The 24,805-nt window shown below is 63.3% G+C and carries 27 protein-coding genes, 1 tRNA gene and 1 pseudogene; 15 read left to right on the forward strand and 14 right to left on the reverse strand.

Annotated elements, in window-relative coordinates:
* Positions 1–84 precede the first annotated feature (84 nt).
* The gene (locus AB4Y31_RS09600) at positions 85–1,101 is read right to left on the reverse strand and encodes a DNA-3-methyladenine glycosylase (protein WP_368673734.1); all 1,017 of its coding nucleotides are present in this window, start codon (positions 1,099–1,101) and stop codon (positions 85–87) included.
* Entirely contained in the window at positions 1,098–2,360 is a 1,263-nt protein-coding gene (ada, locus tag AB4Y31_RS09605) for a bifunctional DNA-binding transcriptional regulator/O6-methylguanine-DNA methyltransferase Ada (protein WP_368673735.1), read from the reverse strand. Before ada ends, AB4Y31_RS09600 begins: the two co-directional genes overlap by 4 nt.
* Positions 2,361–2,764: 404 nt before the next feature.
* Between ada and AB4Y31_RS09610 the strand changes: the two genes are divergently transcribed.
* Positions 2,765–3,190: a VOC family protein gene (locus AB4Y31_RS09610; protein ID WP_368673736.1), complete on the forward strand. Its 426-nt coding sequence runs from the start codon at positions 2,765–2,767 to the stop codon at positions 3,188–3,190.
* Between the two features lie 72 nt (positions 3,191–3,262).
* Here the strand turns inward: AB4Y31_RS09610 and AB4Y31_RS09615 are convergent, their stop codons facing one another.
* Both AB4Y31_RS09615 and sap1 read right to left on the reverse strand, forming a co-directional pair.
* Complete coding sequence (locus AB4Y31_RS09615; RefSeq protein ID WP_368673737.1) at positions 3,263–3,817, reverse strand: YaeQ family protein; 555 nt, start codon at positions 3,815–3,817, stop codon at positions 3,263–3,265.
* Positions 3,818–4,109: 292 nt separating this feature from the next.
* The gene (gene sap1, locus AB4Y31_RS09620; RefSeq protein WP_018441325.1) at positions 4,110–4,454 is read right to left on the reverse strand and encodes a surface attachment protein Sap1; all 345 of its coding nucleotides are present in this window, start codon (positions 4,452–4,454) and stop codon (positions 4,110–4,112) included.
* A 561-nt stretch (positions 4,455–5,015) separates the two neighbouring features.
* Here sap1 and AB4Y31_RS09625 point away from each other — a divergent pair.
* Entirely contained in the window at positions 5,016–5,642 is a 627-nt protein-coding gene (locus AB4Y31_RS09625; protein ID WP_368673738.1) for a LysE family translocator, read from the forward strand.
* Between the two features lie 127 nt (positions 5,643–5,769).
* Complete coding sequence (locus AB4Y31_RS09630) at positions 5,770–5,937, forward strand: hypothetical protein (protein ID WP_368673739.1); 168 nt, start codon at positions 5,770–5,772, stop codon at positions 5,935–5,937.
* Between the two features lie 62 nt (positions 5,938–5,999).
* Here the strand turns inward: AB4Y31_RS09630 and AB4Y31_RS09635 are convergent, their stop codons facing one another.
* A complete protein-coding gene (locus AB4Y31_RS09635; RefSeq protein WP_018441322.1) occupies positions 6,000–6,200 on the reverse strand; it encodes a glycine zipper 2TM domain-containing protein in 201 nt (66 codons plus the stop codon).
* Between the two features lie 123 nt (positions 6,201–6,323).
* A complete protein-coding gene (locus AB4Y31_RS09640) occupies positions 6,324–6,821 on the reverse strand; it encodes an Lrp/AsnC family transcriptional regulator (protein ID WP_368673740.1) in 498 nt (165 codons plus the stop codon).
* A gap of 110 nt (positions 6,822–6,931) precedes the next feature.
* Here AB4Y31_RS09640 and AB4Y31_RS09645 point away from each other — a divergent pair, with 110 nt between their 5' ends.
* Positions 6,932–7,570 carry a UdgX family uracil-DNA binding protein gene (locus AB4Y31_RS09645; RefSeq protein ID WP_368673741.1) on the forward strand — a complete coding sequence of 213 codons (639 nt, stop codon included), beginning with the start codon at positions 6,932–6,934 and terminating at the stop codon, positions 7,568–7,570.
* Between the two features lie 16 nt (positions 7,571–7,586).
* Here the strand turns inward: AB4Y31_RS09645 and AB4Y31_RS09650 are convergent, their stop codons facing one another.
* Positions 7,587–7,784 carry a DUF3562 domain-containing protein gene (locus tag AB4Y31_RS09650; RefSeq protein WP_018441319.1) on the reverse strand — a complete coding sequence of 66 codons (198 nt, stop codon included), beginning with the start codon at positions 7,782–7,784 and terminating at the stop codon, positions 7,587–7,589.
* Positions 7,785–7,971: 187 nt separating this feature from the next.
* Between AB4Y31_RS09650 and AB4Y31_RS09655 the strand changes: the two genes are divergently transcribed.
* Both AB4Y31_RS09655 and AB4Y31_RS09660 read left to right on the forward strand, forming a co-directional pair.
* Positions 7,972–8,418, forward strand: coding sequence for a hypothetical protein (locus AB4Y31_RS09655; RefSeq protein ID WP_018441318.1), 447 nt, complete (start codon positions 7,972–7,974; stop codon positions 8,416–8,418).
* Between the two features lie 251 nt (positions 8,419–8,669).
* Positions 8,670–9,143, forward strand: coding sequence for a DoxX family protein (locus AB4Y31_RS09660; RefSeq protein ID WP_368673742.1), 474 nt, complete (start codon positions 8,670–8,672; stop codon positions 9,141–9,143).
* Positions 9,144–9,223: 80 nt separating this feature from the next.
* Here the strand turns inward: AB4Y31_RS09660 and AB4Y31_RS09665 are convergent, their stop codons facing one another.
* Together AB4Y31_RS09665 and AB4Y31_RS09670 are read right to left on the reverse strand one after the other, a co-directional pair.
* A complete protein-coding gene (locus AB4Y31_RS09665; protein ID WP_368673743.1) occupies positions 9,224–9,799 on the reverse strand; it encodes a sigma-70 family RNA polymerase sigma factor in 576 nt (191 codons plus the stop codon).
* On the reverse strand, positions 9,784–10,425 hold the full coding sequence (locus AB4Y31_RS09670; protein WP_368673744.1) for a DUF1109 domain-containing protein: 642 nt from the start codon (positions 10,423–10,425) through the stop codon (positions 9,784–9,786). Before AB4Y31_RS09670 ends, AB4Y31_RS09665 begins: the two co-directional genes overlap by 16 nt.
* A gap of 237 nt (positions 10,426–10,662) precedes the next feature.
* On the opposite strand from AB4Y31_RS09670, the gene AB4Y31_RS09675 reads away from it, so the two are divergent.
* The 4 genes from AB4Y31_RS09675 (at position 10,663) to AB4Y31_RS09690 (ending at position 13,317) form a co-directional block, all read left to right on the forward strand.
* Entirely contained in the window at positions 10,663–10,932 is a 270-nt protein-coding gene (locus tag AB4Y31_RS09675; protein WP_018441313.1) for a DUF2282 domain-containing protein, read from the forward strand.
* Between the two features lie 34 nt (positions 10,933–10,966).
* Positions 10,967–11,863 carry a DUF692 domain-containing protein gene (locus tag AB4Y31_RS09680; RefSeq protein ID WP_368673745.1) on the forward strand — a complete coding sequence of 299 codons (897 nt, stop codon included), beginning with the start codon at positions 10,967–10,969 and terminating at the stop codon, positions 11,861–11,863.
* A complete protein-coding gene (locus AB4Y31_RS09685) occupies positions 11,860–12,639 on the forward strand; it encodes a putative DNA-binding domain-containing protein (protein ID WP_368673746.1) in 780 nt (259 codons plus the stop codon). Before AB4Y31_RS09680 ends, AB4Y31_RS09685 begins: the two co-directional genes overlap by 4 nt.
* A gap of 249 nt (positions 12,640–12,888) precedes the next feature.
* Positions 12,889–13,317 carry a DUF2442 domain-containing protein gene (locus tag AB4Y31_RS09690; RefSeq protein ID WP_368673747.1) on the forward strand — a complete coding sequence of 143 codons (429 nt, stop codon included), beginning with the start codon at positions 12,889–12,891 and terminating at the stop codon, positions 13,315–13,317.
* Positions 13,318–13,468: 151 nt separating this feature from the next.
* Here the strand turns inward: AB4Y31_RS09690 and AB4Y31_RS09695 are convergent, their stop codons facing one another.
* Together AB4Y31_RS09695 and AB4Y31_RS09700 are read right to left on the reverse strand one after the other, a co-directional pair.
* Positions 13,469–13,819, reverse strand: coding sequence for a ribbon-helix-helix domain-containing protein (locus AB4Y31_RS09695; protein ID WP_368673748.1), 351 nt, complete (start codon positions 13,817–13,819; stop codon positions 13,469–13,471).
* 36 nt (positions 13,820–13,855) lie between these two features.
* On the reverse strand, positions 13,856–14,434 hold the full coding sequence (locus AB4Y31_RS09700; RefSeq protein WP_368673749.1) for a DJ-1/PfpI family protein: 579 nt from the start codon (positions 14,432–14,434) through the stop codon (positions 13,856–13,858).
* A 314-nt stretch (positions 14,435–14,748) separates the two neighbouring features.
* On the opposite strand from AB4Y31_RS09700, the gene AB4Y31_RS09705 reads away from it, so the two are divergent.
* A complete protein-coding gene (locus AB4Y31_RS09705; RefSeq protein WP_368674469.1) occupies positions 14,749–15,351 on the forward strand; it encodes a phosphatase PAP2 family protein in 603 nt (200 codons plus the stop codon).
* 497 nt (positions 15,352–15,848) lie between these two features.
* On the opposite strand, the gene AB4Y31_RS09710 is transcribed toward AB4Y31_RS09705, so the two are convergent.
* Positions 15,849–15,924: transfer RNA gene (locus AB4Y31_RS09710), tRNA-Lys, on the reverse strand.
* 217 nt (positions 15,925–16,141) lie between these two features.
* Between AB4Y31_RS09710 and AB4Y31_RS09715 the strand changes: the two genes are divergently transcribed.
* Both AB4Y31_RS09715 and AB4Y31_RS09720 read left to right on the forward strand, forming a co-directional pair.
* Positions 16,142–16,546 carry a PaaI family thioesterase gene (locus AB4Y31_RS09715; protein ID WP_368673750.1) on the forward strand — a complete coding sequence of 135 codons (405 nt, stop codon included), beginning with the start codon at positions 16,142–16,144 and terminating at the stop codon, positions 16,544–16,546.
* Between the two features lie 39 nt (positions 16,547–16,585).
* Positions 16,586–17,473, forward strand: a complete 888-nt coding sequence (locus AB4Y31_RS09720; protein WP_368673751.1) for a patatin-like phospholipase family protein — start codon at positions 16,586–16,588, stop codon at positions 17,471–17,473.
* A 4-nt stretch (positions 17,474–17,477) separates the two neighbouring features.
* Here the strand turns inward: AB4Y31_RS09720 and AB4Y31_RS09725 are convergent, their stop codons facing one another.
* Positions 17,478–18,491: a D-2-hydroxyacid dehydrogenase family protein gene (locus AB4Y31_RS09725; protein ID WP_368673752.1), complete on the reverse strand. Its 1,014-nt coding sequence runs from the start codon at positions 18,489–18,491 to the stop codon at positions 17,478–17,480.
* 316 nt (positions 18,492–18,807) lie between these two features.
* On the opposite strand from AB4Y31_RS09725, the gene AB4Y31_RS09730 reads away from it, so the two are divergent.
* Positions 18,808–20,667 (forward strand): phosphoenolpyruvate carboxykinase (GTP), encoded by a 1,860-nt coding sequence (locus AB4Y31_RS09730; protein WP_368673753.1) that lies wholly within the window; start codon positions 18,808–18,810, stop codon positions 20,665–20,667.
* A gap of 243 nt (positions 20,668–20,910) precedes the next feature.
* Positions 20,911–21,840, forward strand: a pseudogene (locus AB4Y31_RS09735) (LysR family transcriptional regulator); the annotation flags it as partial.
* 285 nt (positions 21,841–22,125) lie between these two features.
* Here AB4Y31_RS09735 and AB4Y31_RS09740 read toward each other — a convergent pair.
* Positions 22,126–24,780, reverse strand: coding sequence for a DNA topoisomerase III (locus tag AB4Y31_RS09740; protein ID WP_368673754.1), 2,655 nt, complete (start codon positions 24,778–24,780; stop codon positions 22,126–22,128).
* Between the last annotated feature and the right edge of the window lie 25 nt (positions 24,781–24,805).

Raw genomic sequence — 24,805 nt, forward strand, 5'->3', positions numbered from 1 at the left:
CTCCAGCGCAATTATTTTTGGGTAGCGGGCACTTTAACACCGCGCCGTGAAGCGCGCTTGAGGCGGCTTCAGCCGTGGGACTCGCTACCCTCCGCGCGCGCCGCTCGCGCGATCGGCGATCTCGTTCCACAAATGCATGGCCGCGTAGGCTCGCCACGGACGCCATGCGTCGGTGCGCGCGCGCTGTGCCGCCGGCCGCGCGCAGGCGGCGTCGCGCGCGGCAATCGACTGCGCGAGGACGAGGTCCGTCGCCGGCCACGCATCGGGGTCGCGCCAGGCACGCATCGCGATGTACTCGACCGTCCAGGGGCCGATGCCCGGCAGTGCCAGCAACGCTTCACGCATCGTCGCGAGGTCTGGCGCAGGGCGTGCCGAACGGCGCTTGTCGCGTCTGCCGGCTGCGTCGTTTGCACCATCGACCCCACCGTTGATCCCGCCACTGAGGCCGCCATTGACTCCGTTCGCCGCGACGGTGCGCTCGATCGGCACCTCACCCGACGCGACGGCGCGGGCCACGGCCTGTAGCGCCGCGACGCGCTTGCCCGGCATGCCGATCTGCGCAAGGTCGGCCTCCGCGAGCGCGGCGGGTGTCGGAAAGCGCCAGGCGGTGCCCGCGTGCGGGTGGTCGTCGATGCGCGCCCCGGCGCGAACGACGAGGCGGCCGATCAGCGTCGTGGCTGCCTTCACGCTCACCTGCTGTCCGACGATCGCGCGCACCACGAGCTCGAACGCGGACCACGCACCGGGCACGCGCAGGCCCGGCGCCGCGCCGACGAGCGGCGCGAGCCACGGGTCGCCGCCAAGATGCGCGGCGATCGTGCTCGGCTCCGCATCGACGTCGAACATGGTCCCCACGTGCGGCGCGAGCGTATCGACGTGCCGGCTTGCCTCGCCTTCGACCGCAACGACGAGCCGCGCTTTGCGCGGATGCCGCCTGACCGAGAGCGTGCCGCTCGCGCCCCTCCACTCGATGGCGCGGCGATAGACGCCGTCTTCGACGGCTTCGACGCCCGGCGTCGCTCGGCCCGCGAGGAAGCGCGTGAGGCGCGGCCAGTCGTACGGCGTCTTGAACGGAAGCTCGAAGTCGGCGGCGGTACTCAAGCGACGTCGTCCAGGTCGGTTGGCGCGGGTTCAACGTCGGTCGGCGTCTCGACACCCGCATCGGCGTCCTCTGCTTGCGCGCCTGACGCGATCGCCGTGCGGCGCGCCTCGGCGTCGAGCAGCGCGGCTTTGCGCGCGAGGCCCCAGCGGTAGCCGGCCAGGGCCCCGCCCTTCTGGACGACACGATGACACGGGATGGCGATCGCGATCGGGTTCGAAGCGCAAGCGCTTGCGACGGCTCGCACGGCGCGCGGCGTGCCGAGCGCTTCCGCAATTTCGGTATAGCTGCGCGTCTCGCCGTAGGGAATGCTTCGCAGCGCATCCCAGACACGCTGACGGAACGCGGTCGCGCCCACGTCGAGCGGCAGGTCGAACGTCTCGCGCCGGCCGTTCAGGTATGCGTCGATTTGCGAGATGAACGGCGCGATGTGCGCGCGGTCCTCGATCAATTGCGCATTGGCAAGTGTTGCGCGGAGGTCGTCGACGAGTATGTCGAGCTCGTCGCCGAACGCAATGCGGCAGATGCCCTTGTCGGTGGCGGCGACGAGCACGTGGCCGAGCGGAGTCGGCGACGAGGCGTACCGGACGGTCAGTCCCGCTCCTTTCTTGCGATAGGCGGACGGCGCCATGCCGAGCTCGCTCGCGACGTTCTCGTAAAGCCGCGAGGGCGAGTTGAAGCCCGCATCGAGCGCCGCGCGCGTGACGCCGTCACCGCGCTGCAAGGCGTCGCGCAACGCCGCGCCGCGCCGGGCGGCCTGGTATTGGCGCGGCGAAACGCCAACCACGCGCGTGAAGATCCGCTGCAGGTGGAACGGGCTGACGTGCACGGCGTCGCTCAACTGAGCGAGCGTCATTCGGCCCTGCGGATCGGCATCGAGCGCGGCGCACGCGCGCTCGACCATGGCGAGCTCGCGCGGCAGGCCGTCGGGCCGGCACCGCTTGCACTCGCGAAAACCAGCCGCCCGCGCTTCATCGGCTGTCGAGAAGAAGGCGACGTTCTCCCGGTGCGGCAGCCGCGACGAGCACGTCGGCCGGCAAAAGACGCCCGTCGTCGAGACGGCATAGAAAAAGGCGCCTTCGGCGCGAGCATCGCGAGTCCGTACGGCATCCCAGCGCTCGGCGTCGGTTCGATACCCGGAACGGGGCAGCGCGCCCGGCTCGTGCTCGCGGTCCGCAGGCTGGCTCGTTGGATCGTCGACTTGGTCTGTGTTACGGCGGCGGCGTTGCATCGTGTCGTCGGTGCGATAGGCGGTTTCCATGAGGTTCCTCGGGAATTCAGGTGGACAGGGTCACTGTATGCCCCCGTCACCTCGGGCGGCGCGCCGGAACTTGCGCTCTCATTCGCCCGGCTTCGGCAGGGGACCTCCCCCCTGCTTTCCCTAATCGACATTGTCCGCCGAAAAAGATATTGCGATGCACCATCCGATTGTGTATAGTACGTCCTGTCTCCTCCATGTCTCCTCCTGATATGGATTCACCCGCTCCTATGAGCGGGTTTTTTTTGGCTGCTTGCTTTTGACGTTTCGACCCCTCTCCGCCGTTCCCCGGCGGTGCGCGGGCGCACGGGCCGGCTTACACTCGTGGTGTGTGTATGCCGCTGTGCCGCTGCGCCGATCGGCAGCCGCTGGTGGCGCCAACCCGCGACGAGATGAGGACTATTCCGATGAAGCTGACGATCCGCGAGATCGATCACGTGGTGATCCGCGCCGCCGATCCGGCTGCGATGACGCGTTTTTACTGCGACGTGCTCGGCTGCACGATCGAGAAGGAGCAGCCCGAGTTCGGCTTGACGCAGTTGCGCGCGGGCCGCTCGCTGATCGATCTGCTGGCGGTGGGCGGCAGTCTCGATCGCGCCGAGAGCGGAGTCCCGGGCGCCGGACGCAACATGGATCATCTGTGCCTACGCATCGAGCAATATGACGCCGAGGCGCTTGCCGCGCATTTGACGGCGCACGGCGTGCGGCTGGGCGCCGAAGGCCGCCGCTACGGTGCGGACGGGTTCGGCCAGTCACTTTATCTATTCGACCCCGAAGGGAATATGGTCGAGCTGAAAGGGCCGCCCGAGGCGGCGCGCATCACATCGCTTTGAGAGGCGGGCGGCTCGGCCGCGGGCGCGCGGCGAACGCGATTCGGCGGTTCACTGGCGCTCCGTTTCTCGGTTTCACCGAGCCTTGCCCGCCTTCAGTACCTCCCATTCGATGGCGACGGGGTCCGCCTCGGCGCTCGAGATCCACGCGGATCCGTCCTGCACGGTGACCTGTAGGCGCATCGAGCGTTCGGCAAGCCGCGCGAGCGCATCGCCCACACCTTCGGCGAGCGAAAGCACGCGCACATTGCCGAATCGTTCGATCTTGCCGCGCAGGCCCTGCCACCAGACATCGGATGCCCGCCCGCCATAAGCGATGACGATGACTTCACCCGCGCGTGCGCTGGCCTTGGCGATGCGACGCTCGTCGGGCTGGCCGACCTCGATCCACGTCTCGATGGCACCCGTCAGATCCTTTTGCCAGAGATCGGGTTCGTCGGTATCGGAAAGTCCCTTGCAGAACTCGAGCCGCTCGCCGGCGCTCAATGCGAACGCGACGAGGCGCACCATCATGCGCTCGTCGGTTTCGGACGGATGGCGCGCGATCGTGAGCGCATGATCGGCGTAGTAGTGGCGGTCCATGTCTGCAATCTGCAGTTCCGCTTTGTAGATCGTCGATTTGAGAGCCAATTCGGGAGCGGTCCGATACCGTTGAGCGTGTTAGGGGCGCGTTGAGAGACGGCGCATCATGCCTTTGCGGCGCTACGCGCGATTTGCGGTGGGCGGGATGAGAGACGCCGGCGCGGGCGTGATCTTAGCGAATTGCTCGGCGCACGCAAAGGGCGCACGGCGCACGACACGCAGCGCGACAGCTCGGCGAAGTCGAGCCGTCACGAGCGAACACTGGCGCGGATCGGGGTTGCCCCCGAGCCGCGATTGAAGCGGCAACGGCGAAGCGCGCCGCGGCCGCTGTCAACTGGCGCTACTGCTTGATGAACCTGTCGTTGGTCCAGAGTCCTTCCGTATCGCCGTTGGCCGCATTCACAAACTCGACGTCGTGACCGACTACGCGCACGATACGGAAATCCGAATGCTCGGGCGTGGACAGGCATTCGTAGCCTGCGAAATATTCCTGCATCTTTTGCTGTTCGCCGGCCTGCGCGTGCTGATAAGCGGCATCGAGCTTGTCTTTCGACAGGCAACCGTACCCGCCGGCTGCAAACTGGAAGGTCTGTTGCGGCTTGAGGACCGTATCCTGCGCTTGCGCGATCGACGCAGCCGCAGCAAAACCGGCCAGCACCAAAAGCGTCCCGAGTTTCTTGCTCATGTCCTACCTCCAATGCGGGTTTTTACTTAGATTAGCTATGTGTTTAAAGGCAATTGAAAACCCACGGTTTTCAACATAGGTCATGCGCCAAAAAGCACAAGCACATTTTGTGTGCGCTCGCAAAAGCGACGGATTGTCGCACCCTTTGGCGGGCGTTTTCATGCATGCGCATTGAGTCGCCGCAGGCTTGTGCAGACTGGCTTCGGGCGCTGATCCCTGGCTTTGCCTCTGATTATTCAAGCCTTTCCGCAAGGCGCCGTCAGCATGGAATAAATCGTGTTAAGCGACTTAATAAAACCGGTCGCTTTTGTGCAGTGCACAGAAAGTTGTGTCCCGCGCGCCTGCATTGTTTTAAATAAACATTCAGCTGACGGGTAAAAAACAGTGCCTGGGCTATTTGGATTGTCCATGAGAGGTCCCAACGACGCGGCGACGGTTCTCGGCAGCGACTGCTCGCGGCGCAGCATCGCCGGCGCGCAGAGGCCGCGTAGAATCCGTGTTCGCCTTGCGCGCCGCCGTCACGTATGGATAAATCGGGCTTTCCCTCCACGGAGCGCTTCCATGAGCTTTGCACACTGGCTACCGTTCGCGATCGCTTCCGCCATCCTCGTCATGATTCCGGGGCCGACGGTGCTGCTCGTCGTGTCATACGCGCTCGGCCACGGTCGACGTTATGCGCTTGCCACGACGGCCGGCGTGGCGCTCGGCGATCTGACATCGATGACGGCCTCGATGGTCGGACTGGGCGCCGTTCTCGCGGCCTCCGCCGCATGGTTCTCGGTGCTCAAGTGGGTCGGCGCGGCCTATCTCGTCTACCTGGGCATCAAGCTTTGGCGCGCGCCCGTCGGCGATCCGCAATCCCCCGACATTTCGGAAACGCGCACGGGCAAGGTCTTTGCGCATGCTTATGCCGTCACGACGCTGAATCCGAAGAGCATCGTGTTCTTCGTGGCGTTCCTTCCGCAATTTATCGATCTGCACGCGCGGCTCTGGCCACAGATCGTGACTTTTGAGGCGACGTTCGTGTTGCTCGGCACGCTCAACGCATTCGTCTATGCGTTGCTGGCATCGAGCGCGCGCCGGGCGATCCGCAGCCGCTCGGTGCAGCGCGCTGTCAATCGTACGGGCGGCACAATGCTGGTTTGCGCCGGCGCGCTGGCGGCGACGTGGAAAGCCGGGAGCACGTAAGCCAGCGTACCGGCACGGGCAATGCGCGTAACCCCTCGCACGCGCGTCGGTGCGGCGCTAACCGGGTGGGCGACGGGCATACAATCAATTGCATCGTCGCGCCATCGACAGAGCACGGAGGCTCATCGTGATCGAACACTTGATACTTGGTGCGTTTCTGGTGCTGCCGCTCTTGATCGTCGCGTTCCTTTTCTCCGACGAGTTGTGGCAAGAACATCGAAGGCAGGAGCCGCGCGAGGACGAACGCCGCATCGATTGGCGCCATCCATTGCGAAGCTTGCTGCATCGTCATTGAGCGGCGACCGGGGAATTCTCAGTTAATGAGGAATACTAAGTAATTCACCAAAGGCGGGGCGATTACCAATGCTCGCCCACTTCGTGCCCGACGATCCCACCTGCGACGGCGCCGCCTACGGTCCCGACCGCACTGCCGTGCGTCAACCTGTTACCCGCATATCCGCCCGCCGCCGCGCCGCCGAGCGTGCAGCCGCAGAGCAGGGAAAGCAGCGCGACGATGGCGCCGGCCTTCGCTCGTTTCAGTCGTTTGAACTGAGTCATCTGAGCCTCCACGTTTGGCAAGTCCTAGTCGAAAACAAGCAATGCCCGTGCCTTGCCGCGCAGCGCCCGGGACCATATAGTCGATGCTGCGCCGCGCTGGGAGCTTATTTCGGTCCTAATCGCCTAATCGTCGTGCGGCGCGCTTCGGCTCTTGCTGCCCGTGACGACGTGATCGAGCGGCAGCGCGGTAGTCCGCCTGACGACTTCCATCGCAAAGCTCGCGCTCACGTCGAGCAATTCCGCCACCTTGATCAATCGCTTGTAGACGCCGTCATAACCGGCGATATCGGGAACGACGACCTTCAGCAGATAGTCGACGTCGCCCGTCATCCGATAGATCTCGACGATCTCGGGAATCGTCGTGACGCCGCTCAGAAAGCGCTCGGTCCATGCGTCGTTGTGCTGAGCGGCCCGGATCGTGACGAAGGCGGTCAGCCCGAGGTTCAGCTTGGCCGGATCGCAAAGCACGACCTGCTTGCGGATGACGCCTTCTTCACGGAGCTTCTGGATGCGTCGCCAACAAGGCGTAGGCGAGAGATTGACCGCGCTGGCGATATCGTTGAGTCCGAGCGAGGCATCCTCTTGCAAGAGTCTGAGGATTTGTGCGTCGATTCTGTCCATTTCGGGGCAGTCGTGGAAAATTCTTCCAAGTATAAGCGTTCGGACAGAGGCAAAGACCGATGGCACCGGCGTTGCTCCACCGCAAGAAAGCCCCCGTCGACGGAACGACCATGAACGCGCAAAGACGTCCCGGAACAAAACCGGGCTCGCATGACGGCTCCGAAACGGACCGGGATCAGCAACCGGCTTCGTTGGAGGACTGCCGCCGCTGCGGACTCTGGCAAAGCGCGACGCAGGGCGTGCCGGGTGCCGGCCCCCGGCGCGCGCCGATCATGATGGTAGGCGAGCAACCCGGCGACAGTGAAGATCGCGAGGGCAAACCGTTCGTCGGCCCGGCTGGCCGTTTGCTCGATAACGCGCTACACGAAGCCGGTGTGGCGCGTGAGGAGGTATTCATCACGAACGCGGTCAAGCATTTCAAATGGGAGCCGCGCGGCAAGCGCCGTATGCATAAGACGCCCGCGCAGCGCGAAGTCGATGCGTGCCGCTACTGGCTCGATCGCGAACTTGCCGAGGTCGCGCCGCGAGTCCTCGTCGCGCTCGGTTCCACCGCATTGAAGGCCCTGCTCGAAGACACCCACGCACGGCTTCAGGACTATTTCGGCAAAGTGATCCAGCACGGCGGACGCGCGGTATTGGCGACCTGGCATCCGTCGTATGCATTGCGCGCACCCGATCCCGAGACGCGCGAACGCGCATACGCCGATATCGTTGCGGCCCTCGCGCGGGCGAAAGAATTGTTGCGGTGATTCGACTGACGATCGGTCAATGTGCGCCGCGCGCGCGATTGCGCAACTCCTCGCGCACGCGCTTGGCGACGAGAACTGGCATGTAGTCCGTGATGCGTGCTTCCTTGCTGTATGCCTCCCAGGTTTCGTCATACATCTTTTCGACTACTTCCTGTGGCGTGTGAGTCGCGGTGGCAATTTCCTTGACGACTTCCTCGGCGTTCGGCTGGTGCATCGAGAGCTCCTCGCACGATCGAGATCGGCTTTCGGAAGGCACATTAAACGCTCTCGCAGGGGCCGATGCAAGCGTCCTGTTCGTGGCGGCGAACACGCTTATTCGAGATTTCAAGTAGCAAGCATTTCGTCGTACGCGAATAAACCGTATATACTGTTTGCACCGTTTACCGATGAGGAGATCACTGATGGCCACTGCAAGCAGCGAAAAAGCAACGAAGAAGCCGGCGCGAGTGCCGAAGCACGCGAACGGACATGCCGCCGCAGCACCCGCCGCCGCGGCAACCGATGCGGCCGTCGAGCCCCCCGCGGCCGCCGACGGTTCGCGCGCGAAGTCCGCCAAGAAGGTGCGACGGGCGTTGGCCGAGCCCGCAACGGCCGCCGTCGCCGCGCCCGACAAGGTGAAGCGCGCCAAGAAGGAAAAAGTGGTGCGCGACAGCTTCACGATGCCGAAGTCCGACTATGACAAGCTGGCGCAGTTGAAGCAGAAGTGCCTTGATGCCGGCGTGGCGGTAAAGAAGAGCGAGCTGCTGCGGGCTGGCCTGCACCTGCTCGATTCCGTGCCCGCCAAGCGGCTGCTCGAAGCGGTATCGGCAATCGAGACTGTGAAAACGGGCCGTCCGGCGCAATCGTAGAAATTTTCGCTCGGCTGTAACCGCTCGAGGCTCCATTTCGAATTGACGATCGGATCATCCGCATCGACCGCCCGTCGCTCGGCGCCATTCGACGATGAGCGGCGGATGACATCCGGTAACGTCACATTCGCTGATTGGAGCCTCAAATGATGACTGTCGAAGCGCTCGCCGTCTCCCTTTCGCCTCGCACGAGCGCACCGCGGCGCCCGCGCCAACGGCCCTGCACGTCGCGTGTCTGACGGGAGATCGGCATGCAAACGACCCCTATCGATACAGCGCGGACTCTCGGCGGCTTGCGCGGCGGGTGGAACCGCTTCGCCGATCTTGCATCGCAGCTCATTGGTCACTCGCTGCTTGCGCTCGTGTGCCGCGTGTCGATCGCCGCGATTTTCTTCCTTTCGGGGCGCACGAAAGTTTCCGGCCTGCTCACCTTGAAGCCCGGGACCTATGCGCTCTTTCGCGACGAGTACAAGATCCCCGTCATTCCGCCGGAGATCGCGGCGCACATCGCCGCGTATTCCGAACACTTGTTTCCCTTGCTGCTCGTGCTGGGGCTTTTCACGCGCGGCGCTGCGCTCGCGCTGCTCGGCATGACGACGGTCATCGAGGTCTTCGTCTATCCGGACGCATGGCCGACGCATCTGTCATGGGCTGGCCTATTGCTTTACATGATCGGCCGCGGCGGCGGTGTGTTTTCGCTCGACTATCGGCTCGGCATTAAGTGAATCGGTGAGCGGCAGCGCTCGGCTTTGCCCGATGCCGTAACACCGGGCCGGTGCGTGCGTCGCGGTGCGGGCCAGCCCCGCTAGGCGAGTCCGCGGATTCGCGCCGCGAGCGCCTTGAGACCGCGATGCACGCCCACCTTCACGGCCGATTCGGAAAGCCCAGTCAACTGCGCCGTCTCCGCGACGGAAAGACCTTGCAGCTTCACATGAAGAATTGGCAGGCGTTGCTTGTCGGGCAACTGTTCGAGCAGCTTGCCGACATCTCGGCGCGCAGCCGACGGTTCGTCGTCCGCGGCGGCGAAGATGTCGAGATAATCGTCGATCGGCTCGTGCAGCGATTCGCGGCGCGATCTCGCTCTGAAAAAATCCGTCAGCTTGTAGCGCGCAATCGCGTGGATCCATGCGGTAAGCGGCTCGTCGGGCCGATACGTGTGCCGGCCGTTATGGACGGCCAGCAGAATTTCCTGAACGAGATCTTCGACGTCGTCGGCGAGTTGCGGAATCCTCCTGCGCAAGTAGCCGCGCAAGTACCGCGTCAACTCCGCGAGGAACGTGCGATAGGCGACAGCGTCGCCATCCATGCCGCTGAGGAGCAGAGCCCTCAGTCGCGTTTCTGTCGGGTGCACGATCGGTCGGCCTCTTACCAGCGCAAGCATCGAGGTCCGATGAGCGCGCCCACCGCCGTGGGAAGCGCCATGCCGAGCAGATACCAGACGGCCCAGAACGGGACGCCCATTTCGGGGCAGTGTAGACAATAGGCAACCGTTGCCGTCGCGCCCGCCATCGCGCCCGCCGAGGCGCCAGCCATGCGCAGCCGTGTAGGCGCGAGCCCGCGCACCGCGGAGATGGCGGCGATAAAACCCGGTATCGACAGAAAAGCGATATTGAACGGACAGGTTCGCCAAGTGTGGCCGAAGAGCAGTAGCGCGCGCTCGTCGGCCGGTGCGATCGACCATACCGCCAAGCCGGCGACCCAGACGATCGCGATCGGAACGGCAAGCCCTGCCCACGCGGCGCCGACCGTGACACCTGGCCGGGAAAGTCGCGCCGTGAGCGCAAGGGAGCCCGCGGCGAGCGCGACGGGCAGCGAGACTTTCGCCCAGAAGAGCGGCGCGACGAGCATCTCGCCGATATCGGGCCGCAAGCCATAGAAAACGAACACGAGCAGCGTCGCGCCTAGCGCGCCGGCGAGAAGGGCCCAACTGAAGCGGCGGGCCGCCGCGTGCTTGTCGACCGGCGTGATGCCGGCCGCGAGCAGCGTGACGAGACGATCGGTTTCCATGACGTTGTACCTGCGATTACCCTGGTAATTCGTTTGGCTGACGGATTCGGTTACCGATTCCACTGCGGTCGCAGCGATTATCGTCGAAAAATCGACGGCCGCTGTAACCGCTGCCGCGAGCATGGCGAACTAACCGACGGATCGCTCAATGCACTATGCTGCTGACGAACGAATTCTCGCCGCGTTGCAGCGCTGACGGTCTGCTTACTATCCATCTATCGATCAGGAGTCCAGACAATGAACGCAATCAAAGTTTCCGCCGCCGCTTTCGTCCTCGCATCGCTCGCAGCGAGCGTTTCCGCGCAGGCGCAGTCGAACGGAGCCGTCGAGAAGTGTTACGGCGTCGCGATGGCCGGCCAAAACGACTGCAAGGCGGGCGCGGGCACCACTTGCGCGGGCACGCAGAAGATGGACTACGATGGCGCGCATTACAAGAATGTCCCGGCCGGCACCTGTACGACGATCAAGACACCGAAGGGCCACGGCATGCTCGAGCCGTCGGCGTGATCGACGCTTACTTGTCCTGACGGTCGCCGCGATCATGGATGCGATGGCGGAGCTCGGTGGGGGCCTCGGCCTGAAGCCCGCGCACTATGGCGACGCTTATGCGTCGACGGCGCGCGGTCTGTGGTTCGAGGTCCACCCGGAGAACTACATGGTCGGCGGCGGTCCGCGCCTTGCGTGGCTCGAGGCGATCCGCTCGCGGCATGCTATCTCGCTGCATGGTGTAGCGCTTTCCCTGGCGGCGGACGCCGCGCCCGATGAAACCCATTTGCGGCGCCTGAAGGCGCTCGTGGATCGCGTCGAACCGGCGCTCGTCTCCGAGCATCTTGCATGGTCGGCCTGGCGTGGCACCTACCATTCCGATTTGCTGCCGTTTCCGCGCACGCACGAGGCGCTTGCCCGCATCGCCGCCAACATCGCTCGAACACAGGACGTGCTGGGACGCCGTATCGCCATCGAAAATCCGACGCACTACGTCGTGATCGACGATCACGATTGGAGCGAGACCGATTTTCTCGCCGAGCTAGTGAGACGAACGGGCTGCGGTCTGCTGCTCGACGTCAACAACGTCTACGTCAGTGCACATAACGTCGGCATCGATGCCGGTGCTTATGTCGATTCGATCGACGGGGCATCGGTGATGGAGATTCACCTTGCCGGACATTCGCACGATGCGGGAACGACGCCGCCGTTGTTGATCGACTCGCACGATGCCGCGATCGATGAGGCCGTATGGGCACTTTATCGGCGCGTGATTGCGCGGATCGGCGTGCGACCGACGTTGATCGAGCGCGATGACAACATTCCGCCGTTCGACGTTCTGCTTGCCGAGCGCGAGCGCGCGCAGGCGATTCTCGAAGAATGTCCGCATGGTACGGGGCTTGAGGCTAAACAGGTGGACTTCGGTCGCGGAGTGCAAGAGGCTGCGCGGTGACGGGCACACTGACACAGTTCCAGGATGCGTTCGTCAATGCGCTCGTCGGCGAGAAGACGAACGACGAGCGCGTGGCACGCTTGACCGATCAAGCCGGCTTCACGGTCTATCGCAACACGATATTCAAAGGCTCGGTCGATGCATTGCAGGCCAACTTTCCAGCCGTCACACGGCTCGTCGGCGAGCAATGGTTTCGCGCGGCTGCAGCGGCGTATGTGAGGACGTCGCCGCCGGCCGACGCACGACTCGTCTACTACGGGGCCGATTTTCCGGCGTTTCTCGCGGAACTCGAGACCGCGCGCGAGCTGCCTTATCTCGCGGACGTCGCCCGCCTGGATCGTTTATGGGTCGAGGCGCATGTCGCTCCCGAAGACGCGCTTGCCGATGCGGCGACGATCGCAGCATTGTCGGCTGAGCAACTGGAGCGGGCCGTGTTGCGCCCGCATGCGGCCGCACGCTGGATCTGGTTCGAATCCATGCCCGCTTACACGATCTGGCGCGCGAATCGTGAGGAGTCCGAAGTACCCGAAGATCTCGTCTGGCAGGCGGAGGGTGCATTGATTACACGTCCGCGCGGCGAGGTGATCTGGCGCCCGTTGTCAGCGGCCGGTTGCGTTTTTCTCGACGCATGTGCCGAAGGGCAACCGTTCGAAAGCGCGGCGCAGCGTGCGCTCGAGCACGATGCGAATGTCGATCTGGGCATAATCCTCGGCGATTTGTTGTCGGCGGGTGCGTTCGGCGACGTGATGCAATCGCGCGGGATCGTCAACCGCTAATCGTGACGCCGCGCGCATCGATACGACAGTAAGGCACCGAGAGCAACGCGGCGCATCTGGCCGCCGCGACGGCCGACGTCGTCCGAATTTTTTGCGGGAAGCGTACTGCAAGAAGCGCGTGCATCAGAATTCGCGTTCCTCGGTTTGCCTTGCGCGAGGCATCAGGCGTTTCTGCAACGCACATCTGCCGGCTCGCTCGTGCAATAGAGCCGGGAGTTGAGGCGCTGTGCGCCGCATGGAGAAAGATTCATGGCTACAAATGATGTGATTGCGGCTGCTCGCAACGCGGCGAAAGCTGCCGGCCCCCGTGTCGTCCAAGCACGCTATCGGCGCGCGAGTGCGAAGCTCGAGATTACATTCGAAAACGGTGTGACGCTCACTGTTCCCGTGGGGCTCATAGAGGAATTTACAGCGCTCGAGGCGCCGCCCGTCTGGGCGGATCTCGCGAAGATCGAAATCTGGGGAGGGGGCTACGATCTTTTCTTCGCACGCCTCGACACTTTCGTCAATGGACCCGCATTGCTCAGGAGCGCTTTAGGCTCGCAGGCGTGGATGCGTGAACTGGCGCGCGGAATGGGTATGGCAAAGTCTCCGGCGAAAGCGGCAGCGGCGCGCGCCAATGGTTTAAAAGGTGGGCGCCCGCGCAAGCATTCGGCCTTGACCACGAAAGCTGCGTGACTCATTGGCCTGCGGGTCGCTGATGAATGCTGTGCGCGCGGCGGCCGATTCGCCGCCGACCGAACTGGCGGGCGGCTGCCTTTGAGGCGCGCGACTAGTGCAAACAAGAACTCGTCGATTTGCCAACAGCGCGGCGGCGATCCATCCGCTTTCAGCCTGCGCTGATGACGACCGGTCTAAAAGCCTTCTCCACCGCAGTGCCTTTCGCCTTGTCCTCGTCCGTGGCATGGTCCTTTGCCGCCTCGAGCGAGAGATAACGTAGGCAGCACACGCGTAGAAACGAGGCGAAGTTTGCGGGCGTTTCGCCCCGTAGCGAAACCAGTTCGTCATAGAGCTTCACGGCGAACTGACTCGTCGTCATGCCTTCGCGGCTCGCGATCTCATGCAATACGTCCCAAAAGAGATTTTCGAGGCGCACCGTTGTCACCACGCCATGGATGCGCAGCGCGCGAGTCCGCGATTCATACAGTATCGGGTCGGCATTAACGTAGATTTGGCACATCGTGCTTGCTCCCGTTTGCTGGTACTGTCCTCAAGCTCAGAGCGCGATCCTCGTACCGAGCAAATCGAGGAACTGCCTCAGCCACTTCGCGTGCGATGTCCATGCCGGCGCCGTGACGAAGGATCCGTCGGTAATCGCCTCCGGCCAATCGAGCGCGACATATTCGGCCCCGGCCAGCCGAACTTCCGGCGCGCAGGCGGGATACGCCGAGATCTTGCGGCCGCGAATGACGTCCGCGGCGGCGAGCAACTGCGCCCCATGACAGACGGCGGCGATCGGCTTGCCCGATTGCGCGAAGTGTCGTACGCAATCGATCACACGTTCGTTCAAACGCAGATATTCTGGCGCCCGTCCGCCCGGGATCAGTAGTGCATGATAGCTTGCGAAATCGATCGCATCGAACGTCGCATTGAGCGTGAAATTGTGCCCACGCTTTTCGGAATAGGTCTGGTCGCCCTCGAAATCGTGAATGGCCGTGCGGATCTGCTCGCCCTCTTTCTTGCCTGGTGTTACCGCGTGAACGACACATCCGACGACAGCGAGCGTCTGGAATGGGACCATCAGCTCGTAGTCCTCCACGTAATCGCCAGCGAGAATCAAGATCTTCTTCGACATGGTGGTGCCCCTCTTGACTGGTAACGTTGACACGCCTGATGGCGGCGGGTGCTCTCAGTCTAGGCAGGTTGCGCGCGAAGGGGTAATAACCGGTTAAATGCCGGTCGGGACTTTCACTAGGTGGTTAGGTGCTGCGTAGAACCCTCTTACGCGATGGAGCAACACGTCTTTTAGGCGGTTCATGAGGTGTGACTGTCATAGTCGCGCAAGGAGCACAAGTGCTGTTGGGTTAACCGGCCCTTAAGCTCTTTGCTCTAGTCTTCGGCGTGCATTCAACGCCGTCGTACCAAGAATGGACTAAGCAAAAGCCTATGATGCAAGCAATCGAAGCATTCAATCGAGCGGTTTTCCTTAACATCAACGCCTCACCAGGTACGCCACGCTGGCTTATCGATGTTGGCCTGCTGATCGCCAACTACGCCATCTGGCTAGTCCCGGTCGCACTCGTGTGCATGTGGCTAGCAGGAGGAAGCCAGCGGCGCGAAATTGCCGTGCGCGCGACTTTCGTCGGCTCACTCGCGCTTGCCGCCAATCAACTGATCGGGATGGCGTGGTACCACCCTCGACCGTTCGTGATTGGACTCGGACACACGTTCTTGGCACACGCGCCCGACTCGTCGTTCCCGAGCGATCACGCCACGCTGCTTTCCGCGGTGGCGCTCACGTTCCTTTACGCCGGAAACCGGCTACTTGGCATATTCGTTATCGCCATCGGCATTGCGGTGGCATGGGCGCGCGTATTTGTGGGCGTGCACCTTCCGTTCGATATGATCGGCGCGGCCGCTGTTGCATGGATGGCCTACCTTGTCAGCGCGCCGTTATGGCGCTCCTGTGGACCGGCTGTTACGCGGATCTTCGTTGCCTTGTACCGAAGAGCGCTCGCTCGGCCGATTGGCCAAGGGTGGTTGAGGCAATAGGAGGGAACGGAAATCCACGGCACCGGAATCAGGCGGCGGCGGTTTGCCAGAGCGGCAGATCGCGCCAATCCTCCGGAAAGCCACCATTGCGCAAGACGACCAGCTGGGACGCCGGGAACCGAGCGCACAGATCTTTTATGCGGTCCGGCCATCTGGTGCTCGGTTCGATGCTCTTCAGCATGTGCCGCATGCGAAGCTACAAAAGGAAATCCCCCACATGAGTTGCCGGCTTGCACCGGGCCCAGAGGTGGGGGACGTATTGCGCTGCATAGTATTGGCGATCGCCGCCTCGCGCAAGCGAGCTTGCCGCGATAGCGCTACCAAACCCAGTGGAGTCCAACGCGAATTGGACAGATCAACCGACCTTGGTCATCTTTCTGGCGCCATGCCCAAAGCGCGACGGCGGCTCAGCAAGTATTGAGCGCTTTGACCAAATTCGGTTACTCGGAGACGGAAAGAAAAAAGGCTTAGCGCCAACGCTAAGCCTTTGAATTCCTTGGTGGGGCGTGAGTGACTCGAACACTCGACCTACGGATTAAGAGTCCGCTGCTCTACCAACTGAGCTAACGCCCCAACAGACTGCAAAGTATGACGTACTTTTTCGTGCTTGCCAAGTCCCCTTCTTAATTTTCATGGCTGAGCCAGCGTGTTGGCTCCTGTGGCACGTGGAGCAGCAACACCGGCGTTGCACCCGTTTTCGACGCATTCGTCTGACCACCGCTATCATTCCGTTGAGACGCACGCCGCGCAACCGCGCGAGCGGCGCGCCGCAAACAGGACGGAGACACCTATGAACGAATCCGCAACCGCCGCGCTGCTCGAGCGCGTGCTGGCGCCGTGGGTACGATCGCTGGCACTCGAGCCCGTCTCGGTCGACCAAGGCGCCGTCACGCTGCGCTTGCCGTTTTCCGGCGAGTTCCGCCATTCGGGCGGCGTGATCTGCGGCCAGGTCTTCATGGCCGCGGCCGACACTGCGATGATCGTCGCCATCTCGGCCGCGCTAGGCGAATACCAGCCGATGACCACAGTCTCGCTCAACGTCAGTTTCATGCGCGCCGTCCGCAAGGGCGACGTCCTCGTCACTGCGCGCGTACTGCGCCTGGGCCGAAGTCTCGTCTTCGGCGAAGTGGAGCTCTTCGACGAAGATGGCAAAATGGCCGTCCACGCCACGACCACCTACTCGCTGCTCACCTGACGCGAAGCGGCGCGGCGGAACACGGAGCTCGATCACAACATGTTCGACCAGGTCGTCTTCGCGGGCGGTGGCAACCGCTGCTGGTGGCAAGCCGGATTCTGGGACGTCGTGAAGCCTGAAATAGCGCTGGCGCCGCGCGTCATCGCCGGCATCTCGGCCGGCGCCGCGACCGCATGCATGCTCTACACGCGCGATTCGCATTGGGTCATGCGCTATTACGAAGAGGTCCTGCGCGACAACCACAAGAACGCTTACTGGGGCAACCTATGGCGCCGCGGCGCGTCGGTGTTTCCGCACTACCGGATCTATCGGCAAGCGCTGCTCGACATCTACGGCGAGCGTTTCACCGAGCTCGCCAAGGGACCGGAAATTCGCATCGGCGTCTCGCACGTTCCACGCTGGCTCGGCGCACATGTTTCGGTCGCGGCCGGCCTCGTTGCCTACAACATCGAAAAGTACGTTCGCAAGAAGCTGCACCCAACGCTGGGCCAGGCGCTCGGCTTCCGTCCTGAATACATGCGGGCGCAGGATTGTGCGGATGTCGACGAGCTCGCCGACCTCATCCTGCAGTCGTCGTGCACGCCGCCTTTCACGCCGGTTCTGCGCCGTGGCGGCAAACCGGTGCTCGATGGCGGCATGGTCGACAATGTTCCCGTCGCGGCGCTCGACGCGACGCCCGGCCGCGTGCTCGTGATGGTCACGCGACTCTACCCGAGGCCGCAGACTTTCGTGCTCGCGCACGGCGCGCAGCAACGCGTGTACGTGCAACCCTCGCGCAAGGTGCCGATTTCGAGCTGGGACTACACGCAGCCGGCGCTGATGCGGCCGACGTACGACCTCGGCCGCGCCGACGGCGAAGCCTTCCTGCGCCGTGTGCCAGAGCTGCTCGAGCGGGCCGCGAGCGCGCGACCCACCGCGCACAGCTGATTCGCTACCGCCTCCGAAGAGCCGTCAGCGCCTCCGGATTGACCACGCTCGACATATCGCCGGCATCGAACCCGAGGATGTTCTTGAACGCCGCGCTGAAATAGAGCTCGTAGCCTTCGCGCTCGACATAGCCGATATGCGGCGTGCAGATCACGTTCTCCAGGCGCAGCAGTCCATAGCCTTGCAGGATCGGCTCGGTTTCGAACACGTCGACGGCAACCATCCCGGGCCGATTGCGCGTCAGTGCATTCGCGAGCGCATTGTCCTCGAGCAGTTCGGCGCGGCTCGTATTGACGAAAAGCGACGTCGGCTTCATGCGCATCAGGTCGTCTTGCTTGACGATGCCGCGCGTGGCGTCGTTCAAGCGCAGGTGCAGCGAAAGGACGTCGCTCTTTTCGAACAGCGCCTCCCGGCTCGCGGCGGTCTCGAAACCGTCGGCCCGCGCGGCTTCGAGCGAATGATCGCGCCCCCAAACGAGAACGCGCATGCCAAAGGCCTTCCCATAGCCCGCGACGATCCGGCCGATTTTGCCATAGCCCCAGATGCCGAGCGTGTGCCCGTGCAGCACTTGCCCAAGACCGAAGTTCGGCGGCAGCGCCGATGTCTTCAGCCCGGACTGTTGCCACGCACCCTGTTTCAGATTCGCGACGTATTGTGGAATACGCCGCTGCGCGGCCATGATGAGCGCCCACGTCAGCTCCGCCGGCGCAATCGGCGAGCCGACGCCTTCGAGCACGGCGATGCCGCGCTCGGTGCAGGCAGCGAGATCGATGTGGGCGCCGACTTTGCCGGTCTGGCTGATCATCCGCAGGTGCGGACACTTGTCGAGCAACTGGGAGCTCACGCGGGTGCGCTCACGGATGAGGACGAGCGCGTCGACTTCTGCCAGACGGCTCGCCAGCTGACCTAAGCCGCGCACCGTATTGTTGAACACTTTGACGTCATGTCCCGCAAGCATTTGAAAGCAATCGAGCTTGCGGACGGCGTCCTGGTAGTCGTCGAGAATGGCAATTTTCATAGGGGAAGGTTCTGCAGTGCACGTTGAACGCGATAGACGCGGTGATATCCTTGTCAGTTCCAACCTGTCGGAGAGATGGGAGCTGGCATGAGCGATGCAACGCCTGTCGTCACGATGCTCGGTGCTGCTTTCAATGCTGCTGTCGCTAGGCAGGAAGGCCTCTTTTTAACAGCTTGTTGCGACGCCGCGCAAGCTGTATGGCTCTTGACGCCCTTCCGCATGCGCGCTTTGCCGCGAAATGCATGCGTTTACCGCCCTCGGCGTCATCGAGCGCCCACCGTTTCCCCTTCAACGACCATAAAACGGAGACTGCTCAATGAACGAGATCGCCTTTGGAGGTGCAGCCGCATTTGAGGTCCCTGCATATGTCAGACATAAGCGGCTGCGCGAGTGGGTCGCGCGCATCGCCGCTTTGACGAAGCCCGATCGCGTCGTTTGGTGCGACGGTTCGGAAGCCGAATACGACCGGCTCTGCGCGCAGATGGTCGAGGCCGGTACGTTGAAGCGACTCAATTCCGCCAAGCGCCCGAACTCTTACTTGGCGTGGTCCGCCCCTTCGGACGTGGCGCGGGTGGAAGACCGGACGTTCATCTGCTCCAACCGTCGGGAAGACGCCGGCCCGACGAACAACTGGATGGAGCCGGGCGAGATGCGCGCGACGCTCGACGGTCTCTTCGACGGCGCCATGCGTGGGCGCACGATGTATGTCGTGCCGTTTTCGATGGGCCCCCTTGGCTCGCCGATCGCTCATATCGGCATCGAGCTGACGGACAGTCCTTACGTTGTGGTCAACATGCGGATCATGACCCGGATGGGCGCTCAGGTGTATGAAGTTCTGGGCGACGACGGCGACTTCGTTCCGTGTGTGCACTCGGTCGGCGCTCCGCTCGTGGGCGGCGCACGCGATGTGCCCTGGCCGTGCAACGACACGAAATACATCGTCCATTTCCCGGAATCGCGCGAAGTCTGGAGCTTTGGCTCGGGCTATGGCGGCAACGCGCTGCTCGGCAAAAAGTGCTTCGCGCTGCGTATAGCCTCGACGATGGGCCGCACGGAGGGTTGGCTCGCCGAACACATGTTGATCCTTACCGTCACGTCGAACGAGGGGCGCAAATATCGCGTCGCGGCGGCTTTTCCGTCGGCTTGCGGCAAGACGAACTTCGCCATGCTGATCCCGCCGCCCGCGATGAGCGACTGGTCGATCTCGACGATCGGCGACGACATCGCCTGGATCAAGCCCGGCAAGGACGGCCGACTTTACGCGATCAATCCGGAGGCCGGCTATTTCGGCGTCGCGCCGGGCACGAGCGAGAAGACGAACTACAACGCGATGGCGACGCTCAAGCGCAACGTCATCTTTACGAATGTGGCGCTGACGGACGACGGCGATGTCTGGTGGGAAGGCATGACGGACGAGCCGCCGGCGCATCTCATCGACTGGCAAGGCAACGACTGGACCCCCGAGATCGCACGCGAGACCGGCCGCAAGGCCTCGCATCCGAACGCGCGCTTCACGGCGCCGGCCGCGCAATGTCCGTCGATCGATCCGGATTGGGAAAATCCGGCCGGCGTGCCGATCGATGCATTCATATTCGGCGGGCGGCGCTCGAGCACGGTGCCCCTCGTCACCGAGGCGCGCAACTGGGTCGAGGGCGTCTATATGGCCGCGACAATGGGGTCCGAAACCACGGCCGCCGCTGCGGGCCAGCAGGGCGTCGTGCGTCGCGATCCATTCGCCATGCTGCCGTTTTGCGGCTACAACATGGCTGATTACTTCGACCATTGGCTCAAGCTCGGCAAGCGCGTGGACGCGCTCGCCGGCAAGCTGCCGAAAATTTTCTGCGTCAATTGGTTCCGGAAGGGACCCGACGGCAAGTTTGTCTGGCCCGGCTTCGGCGAGAACATGCGCGTGTTGCGCTGGATGATCGGGCGAATCGAAGGCCGCGCGGGCGGAGTCGAGCACGCATTCGGCATTTCGCCGCACTACGAGGACATCGACTGGACCGGGCTCGAATTCACGCGTGAGCAATTCGATCAGGTGATCTCCGTCGACGAGGCGGCATGGCGGCAGGAGCTCGCGCTGCACGACGAGCTTTTCGAGAAGCTCCACGATCATCTGCCTGCTGCGCTGACACAGACGAAGGCCGGTATCGAGGAGCGGCTCGCCGCCGCCTGATACCGAGACTGGGCGGCTCAGCCGCCTTTGCCGACGATCAAAAGGCCGCCTGCGGGCGGCTTTTTTGCGTGCCTCCGCATCCACTGGAAGCGCCGCCGCGTAACGGACGGAAACCTGTCACTACTTCAAGGTCGGAAAAAAAGCGCTACGGCGCGCAACTCTGCACCGATTCGAGAGTCGTAGGACAATTACGTATTGGCTTGGGAATTTTTTTCTGAGCAATAACAGCGGCAGGAGTTGTCAATGGATCATTTGCAGTCAATGCGCGTGTTCGTGAAAGTCTCCGACTTGGGCAGTTTCGCCCGCGCCGCGAGCGCGATGGATATCTCCAACGCGGTCGCCACGCGCCATGTCGCGGACCTGGAAGCCCGGCTCGGCACGCGCTTGTTGAACCGCACTACCCGCAGCCTCTCGCTCACCGAATCAGGGCAAGTCTATTTGGAGCGCGCCCGCCAGATTCTCGACGAACTCGAGGACGTCGAGCAGATGGTCGTCGCCCGCAATCACGAACCGGTCGGCACGCTGCGCATCGTCGCACCGGTCGTCTTCGGCCTGCATAACCTCGCCCCCGTATTGCAGACCTACGTCCGTCGCTATCCGAAGGTCATCCCCGATCTCACGCTCGTCGATCGCGGCGTCGATCTCGTCGAAGAAGGGTTCGACGTCGGCATCGTCATCGCGCAGAAGATGCGCAGCGCCAGCATCGTCACGCGGCGTCTCACCACAGGCTGCATGATCGTCTGCGCCACACCGGCCTATCTCGAGAAACACGGCGTGCCGACGCGGCCCGAGCACCTCGCCGATCATGCGTGCCTGAGTCTTCCTTCCGAGTACTGGGGCGAAGAGCGCGTATTCACGGGGCCCGAGGGCGAGGTGCGCGTGCGCCCGTCGAACGTCATCGTTTCCAACAACACCGAAATGCTGCGCCAGTTCGCGCTGCTCGGCATGGGCATCGCGATTTTGCCGAGCTATCTGATCGGCAGCGACGCCACGCGCGGCAATCTCGTCCGCGTGCTCGCCGACTATAAGCTGCCCAAGGTCGAGGTCAATATCGGCTATCCGAGCCGCCGGCATCTTCCGGCGAAAGTGCGCACGTTCATCGACCATCTCGTCGAGCACTTCAGCCGGACGCCGAATGGCACACTCGGCGAGCTCTGGCTACACCAGGACGGCTCGGCCGTGCAGGACGGAGCCCTCGCGCGGGGGGACGACGAGGACATCGTCGAATCGAACGAAGAGTACGAGGTGGGTGCGCAGCATTCGTATGACGGGCGGCACGACGGCGCGCTATCCAAGGTGCCGAGGGCGGCCCGCCCGCGTGTGAGCACGCCGTCGCCGCTCTGATTCGTCGTTTTCGGATCGAGCCCGCAGCCGGTTCCAGTTCCGCTTCCGGTGCCGGCCGCTGCAAGAGATGATCTGAGTCAGTGCTGAAGCACTGGCCCAGATCGATCGGGGCAGTCACGCCCCGACTTTCCGAACGGGCGCTTTCTTTGCGGCCGGCGCCTTCGTCGCCGTCCTTGCGGCCGTCTTTGCGGCCGTCTTCTTTGCCGGCGCTGCTACGGCCTCGGCTTCATGCTCTTGCGTCTCGTCGGCCGCCGCGGCCCGCGCCGTTCCCTGTGATCGTCCGGCCGACTTGGCCGCGGTCTTGGCCGAGGGCTCCTTCTTTTCGAACTCGAAGCCGATCTTTCCGTCGCTCTGCTTGACGAGGTAGGCCTTGAAATTGCGGCCCGTGCGCGAGGATTTGAAGCCCGTCAGCAGATCGGTACGGCCTTCCGTGAGCAGTTTCGCCATTTGGTCTCGTGCGATCTCCTGCTGGAGGATGACCTTGCCCGAGCGAAAATCGCAACTCTTCGGCGTCGCCACGGCGTTCTCGCAGACGTAGCTCATGCCATGCTCGTAGACGTTCGATCCGCATTTCGGGCAAGCGCCTACGGGTTCCTGATCGGAAAAATCGGGCGCTTCGCCGTCCTCGCCTCCCTGGTCCTGGCCGAAGTCGAATTCAAGCTTGTAGTTCTTGATTTCGTCGTCGAACGCGAGCTTGAGAATGGCCGAGAACGGCCGCCCCATCTTGCTGCGAAAACCTGACAGTGGGCCGATCTCTTTCTTGGCCAGCAACGTTTCCACTTCGTCGATTTCGAACTGCCGGCTACCCGGAATCTTCGAGATCGAGAAATCACACTGAGTGCAGGCGAAGCGCCGATAGTTTTCCTTCACCTGCCCACCGCAATTCGGGCAAGGCGTGGAAAGCGTCGCATAATCGCCGGGAATCGTGTCCGAGTCGTATTCCTTCGCACGCTTGACGATGGTTTGCGTCATGCGCGCGATCTCCTGCATGAACGCGTCGCGCGCGAGCCCGCCGCGCTCCATCTGCGCAAGCTTGTGCTCCCACTCGCCCGTGAGCTCGGGGGCCGTCAGTTCCTTGACGCCGAGCCCGCGTAACAACGTCATCAGCTGAAACGCCTTGGCGGTCGGGATCAGGTCGCGGCCCTCGCGCACGAGATACTTCTCGCCGAGCAAGCCTTCGATGATCGCCGCCCGTGTGGCCGGCGTGCCGAGTCCCTTCGCCGCCATCGCCTCGCGCAGCTCGTCGTCTTCGACGAGCTTGCCGGCGCCCTCCATCGCCGAGAGCAGCGTCGCTTCGTTGTAGCGCGCGGGCGGCTTCGTCGTCAGCCCGTGCGCGGCGATCTTGTCGGTCTTGACCTTCTCGTCTTTCTGCACAGGGGCGAGGTTGCCTTCCTCGCCGCCCGCGTCGCGGCCGTACACTTGCAGCCAGCCCGCCTCTACCAGTACTTTCCCTTCGGTCTTGAACTGATGCCCGGCGACCTCCGTGATGCGCGTCGTGACGCGATACTCGGCCGCGGGGAAGAAGACCGCGAGAAAACGCTTGACGACGAGATCGTAAAGCTTCTGCTCGGGCTCGGAGAGCGACTTCGGTGCCTGCAGCGTCGGAATGATCGCGAAGTGATCGCTGATCTTCGAATTGTCGAAGATCCGCTTGTTAGGCTTGACCCAGTTCTTGTCGAGCACCTGCTTCGCGAACGGCAGGTAGTTGTTGCTCTCTTTCAGCATTTCGAGCGTGCTCTTCACCGTGCCGAGGTAGTCCTCGGGCAGTGCGCGCGCATCGGTACGCGGGTAGGTGAGCACCTTGTGCTTCTCGTAAAGCGCCTGGGCGAGGCCGAGCGTGTTCTTTGCGGAAAAACCGAAGCGGCCGTTCGCTTCGCGTTGCAAGCTCGTCAGATCGAAGAGCAGCGGCGAAAGCTGGCTCGACGGCTTCGATTCCTCCGTCACCGTGCCGATCTGGTCGCGGCACGCTGCCACGACGGTCTCGGCGGCGGCAACGCTCCAGAGCCGCGATTCGCGTTTTTCGGGATCGAACTCGTCGCGCTTGAACTTCGGGTCGAACCAGCGGCCCTCGTAGAAGCCGCCCGCACAGACGAAGTCGGCGCGCACTTCCCAATAGTCGCGCGGCACGAACGTGCGGATCTTCTCCTCGCGCTCGACGACGATCGACAGTGTAGGTGTCTGCACGCGCCCGACGGTCGTGAGGAAGAAGCCGCCGCCCTTGCTGTTGAACGCCGTCATCGCCCGCGTGCCGTTGATGCCGACGAGCCAGTCGGCCTCGGAGCGGCAGCGCGCCGCGTCGGCGAGCGGCTGCATGTCGGCGTCGCTGCGCAGACGCGCGAAGCCATCGCGGATCGCGGCGGGCGTCATCGATTGCAGCCACAGCCGTTGCACCGGCTGCTTGGCCTTCGCATGCTGGACGATCAGCCGAAAGATGAGCTCGCCTTCGCGGCCCGCGTCGCATGCGTTGATGAGTCGATCGACGTCCTTGCGCTTCATCAGCTTGGTCAGGACCTTGAGCCGCGACTCGCTTTTCGCAATGGGATTCAGATCGAAGTGCGGCGGAATCACGGGCAAGTGCGCGAAGCTCCACTTGCCGCGCTTGACTTCGTATTCCTCGGGTGCGGCGATCTCCAACAAATGGCCGACCGCCGACGAAAGAACGTATTCGTCGCTCTCGAAGTAATCGTCATGTTTCGTGAAGCCGCCGAGCGCTCGAGCGATGTCGTTCGCGACGGAGGGCTTCTCGGCAATGATCAGTGCTTTGGACATGACTGGATATCGTGGGTGTTCGGGG

The sequence above is a fragment of the Trinickia sp. EG282A genome (genome assembly GCF_040965455.1).
GTDB lineage: Bacteria > Pseudomonadota > Gammaproteobacteria > Burkholderiales > Burkholderiaceae > Trinickia > Trinickia symbiotica.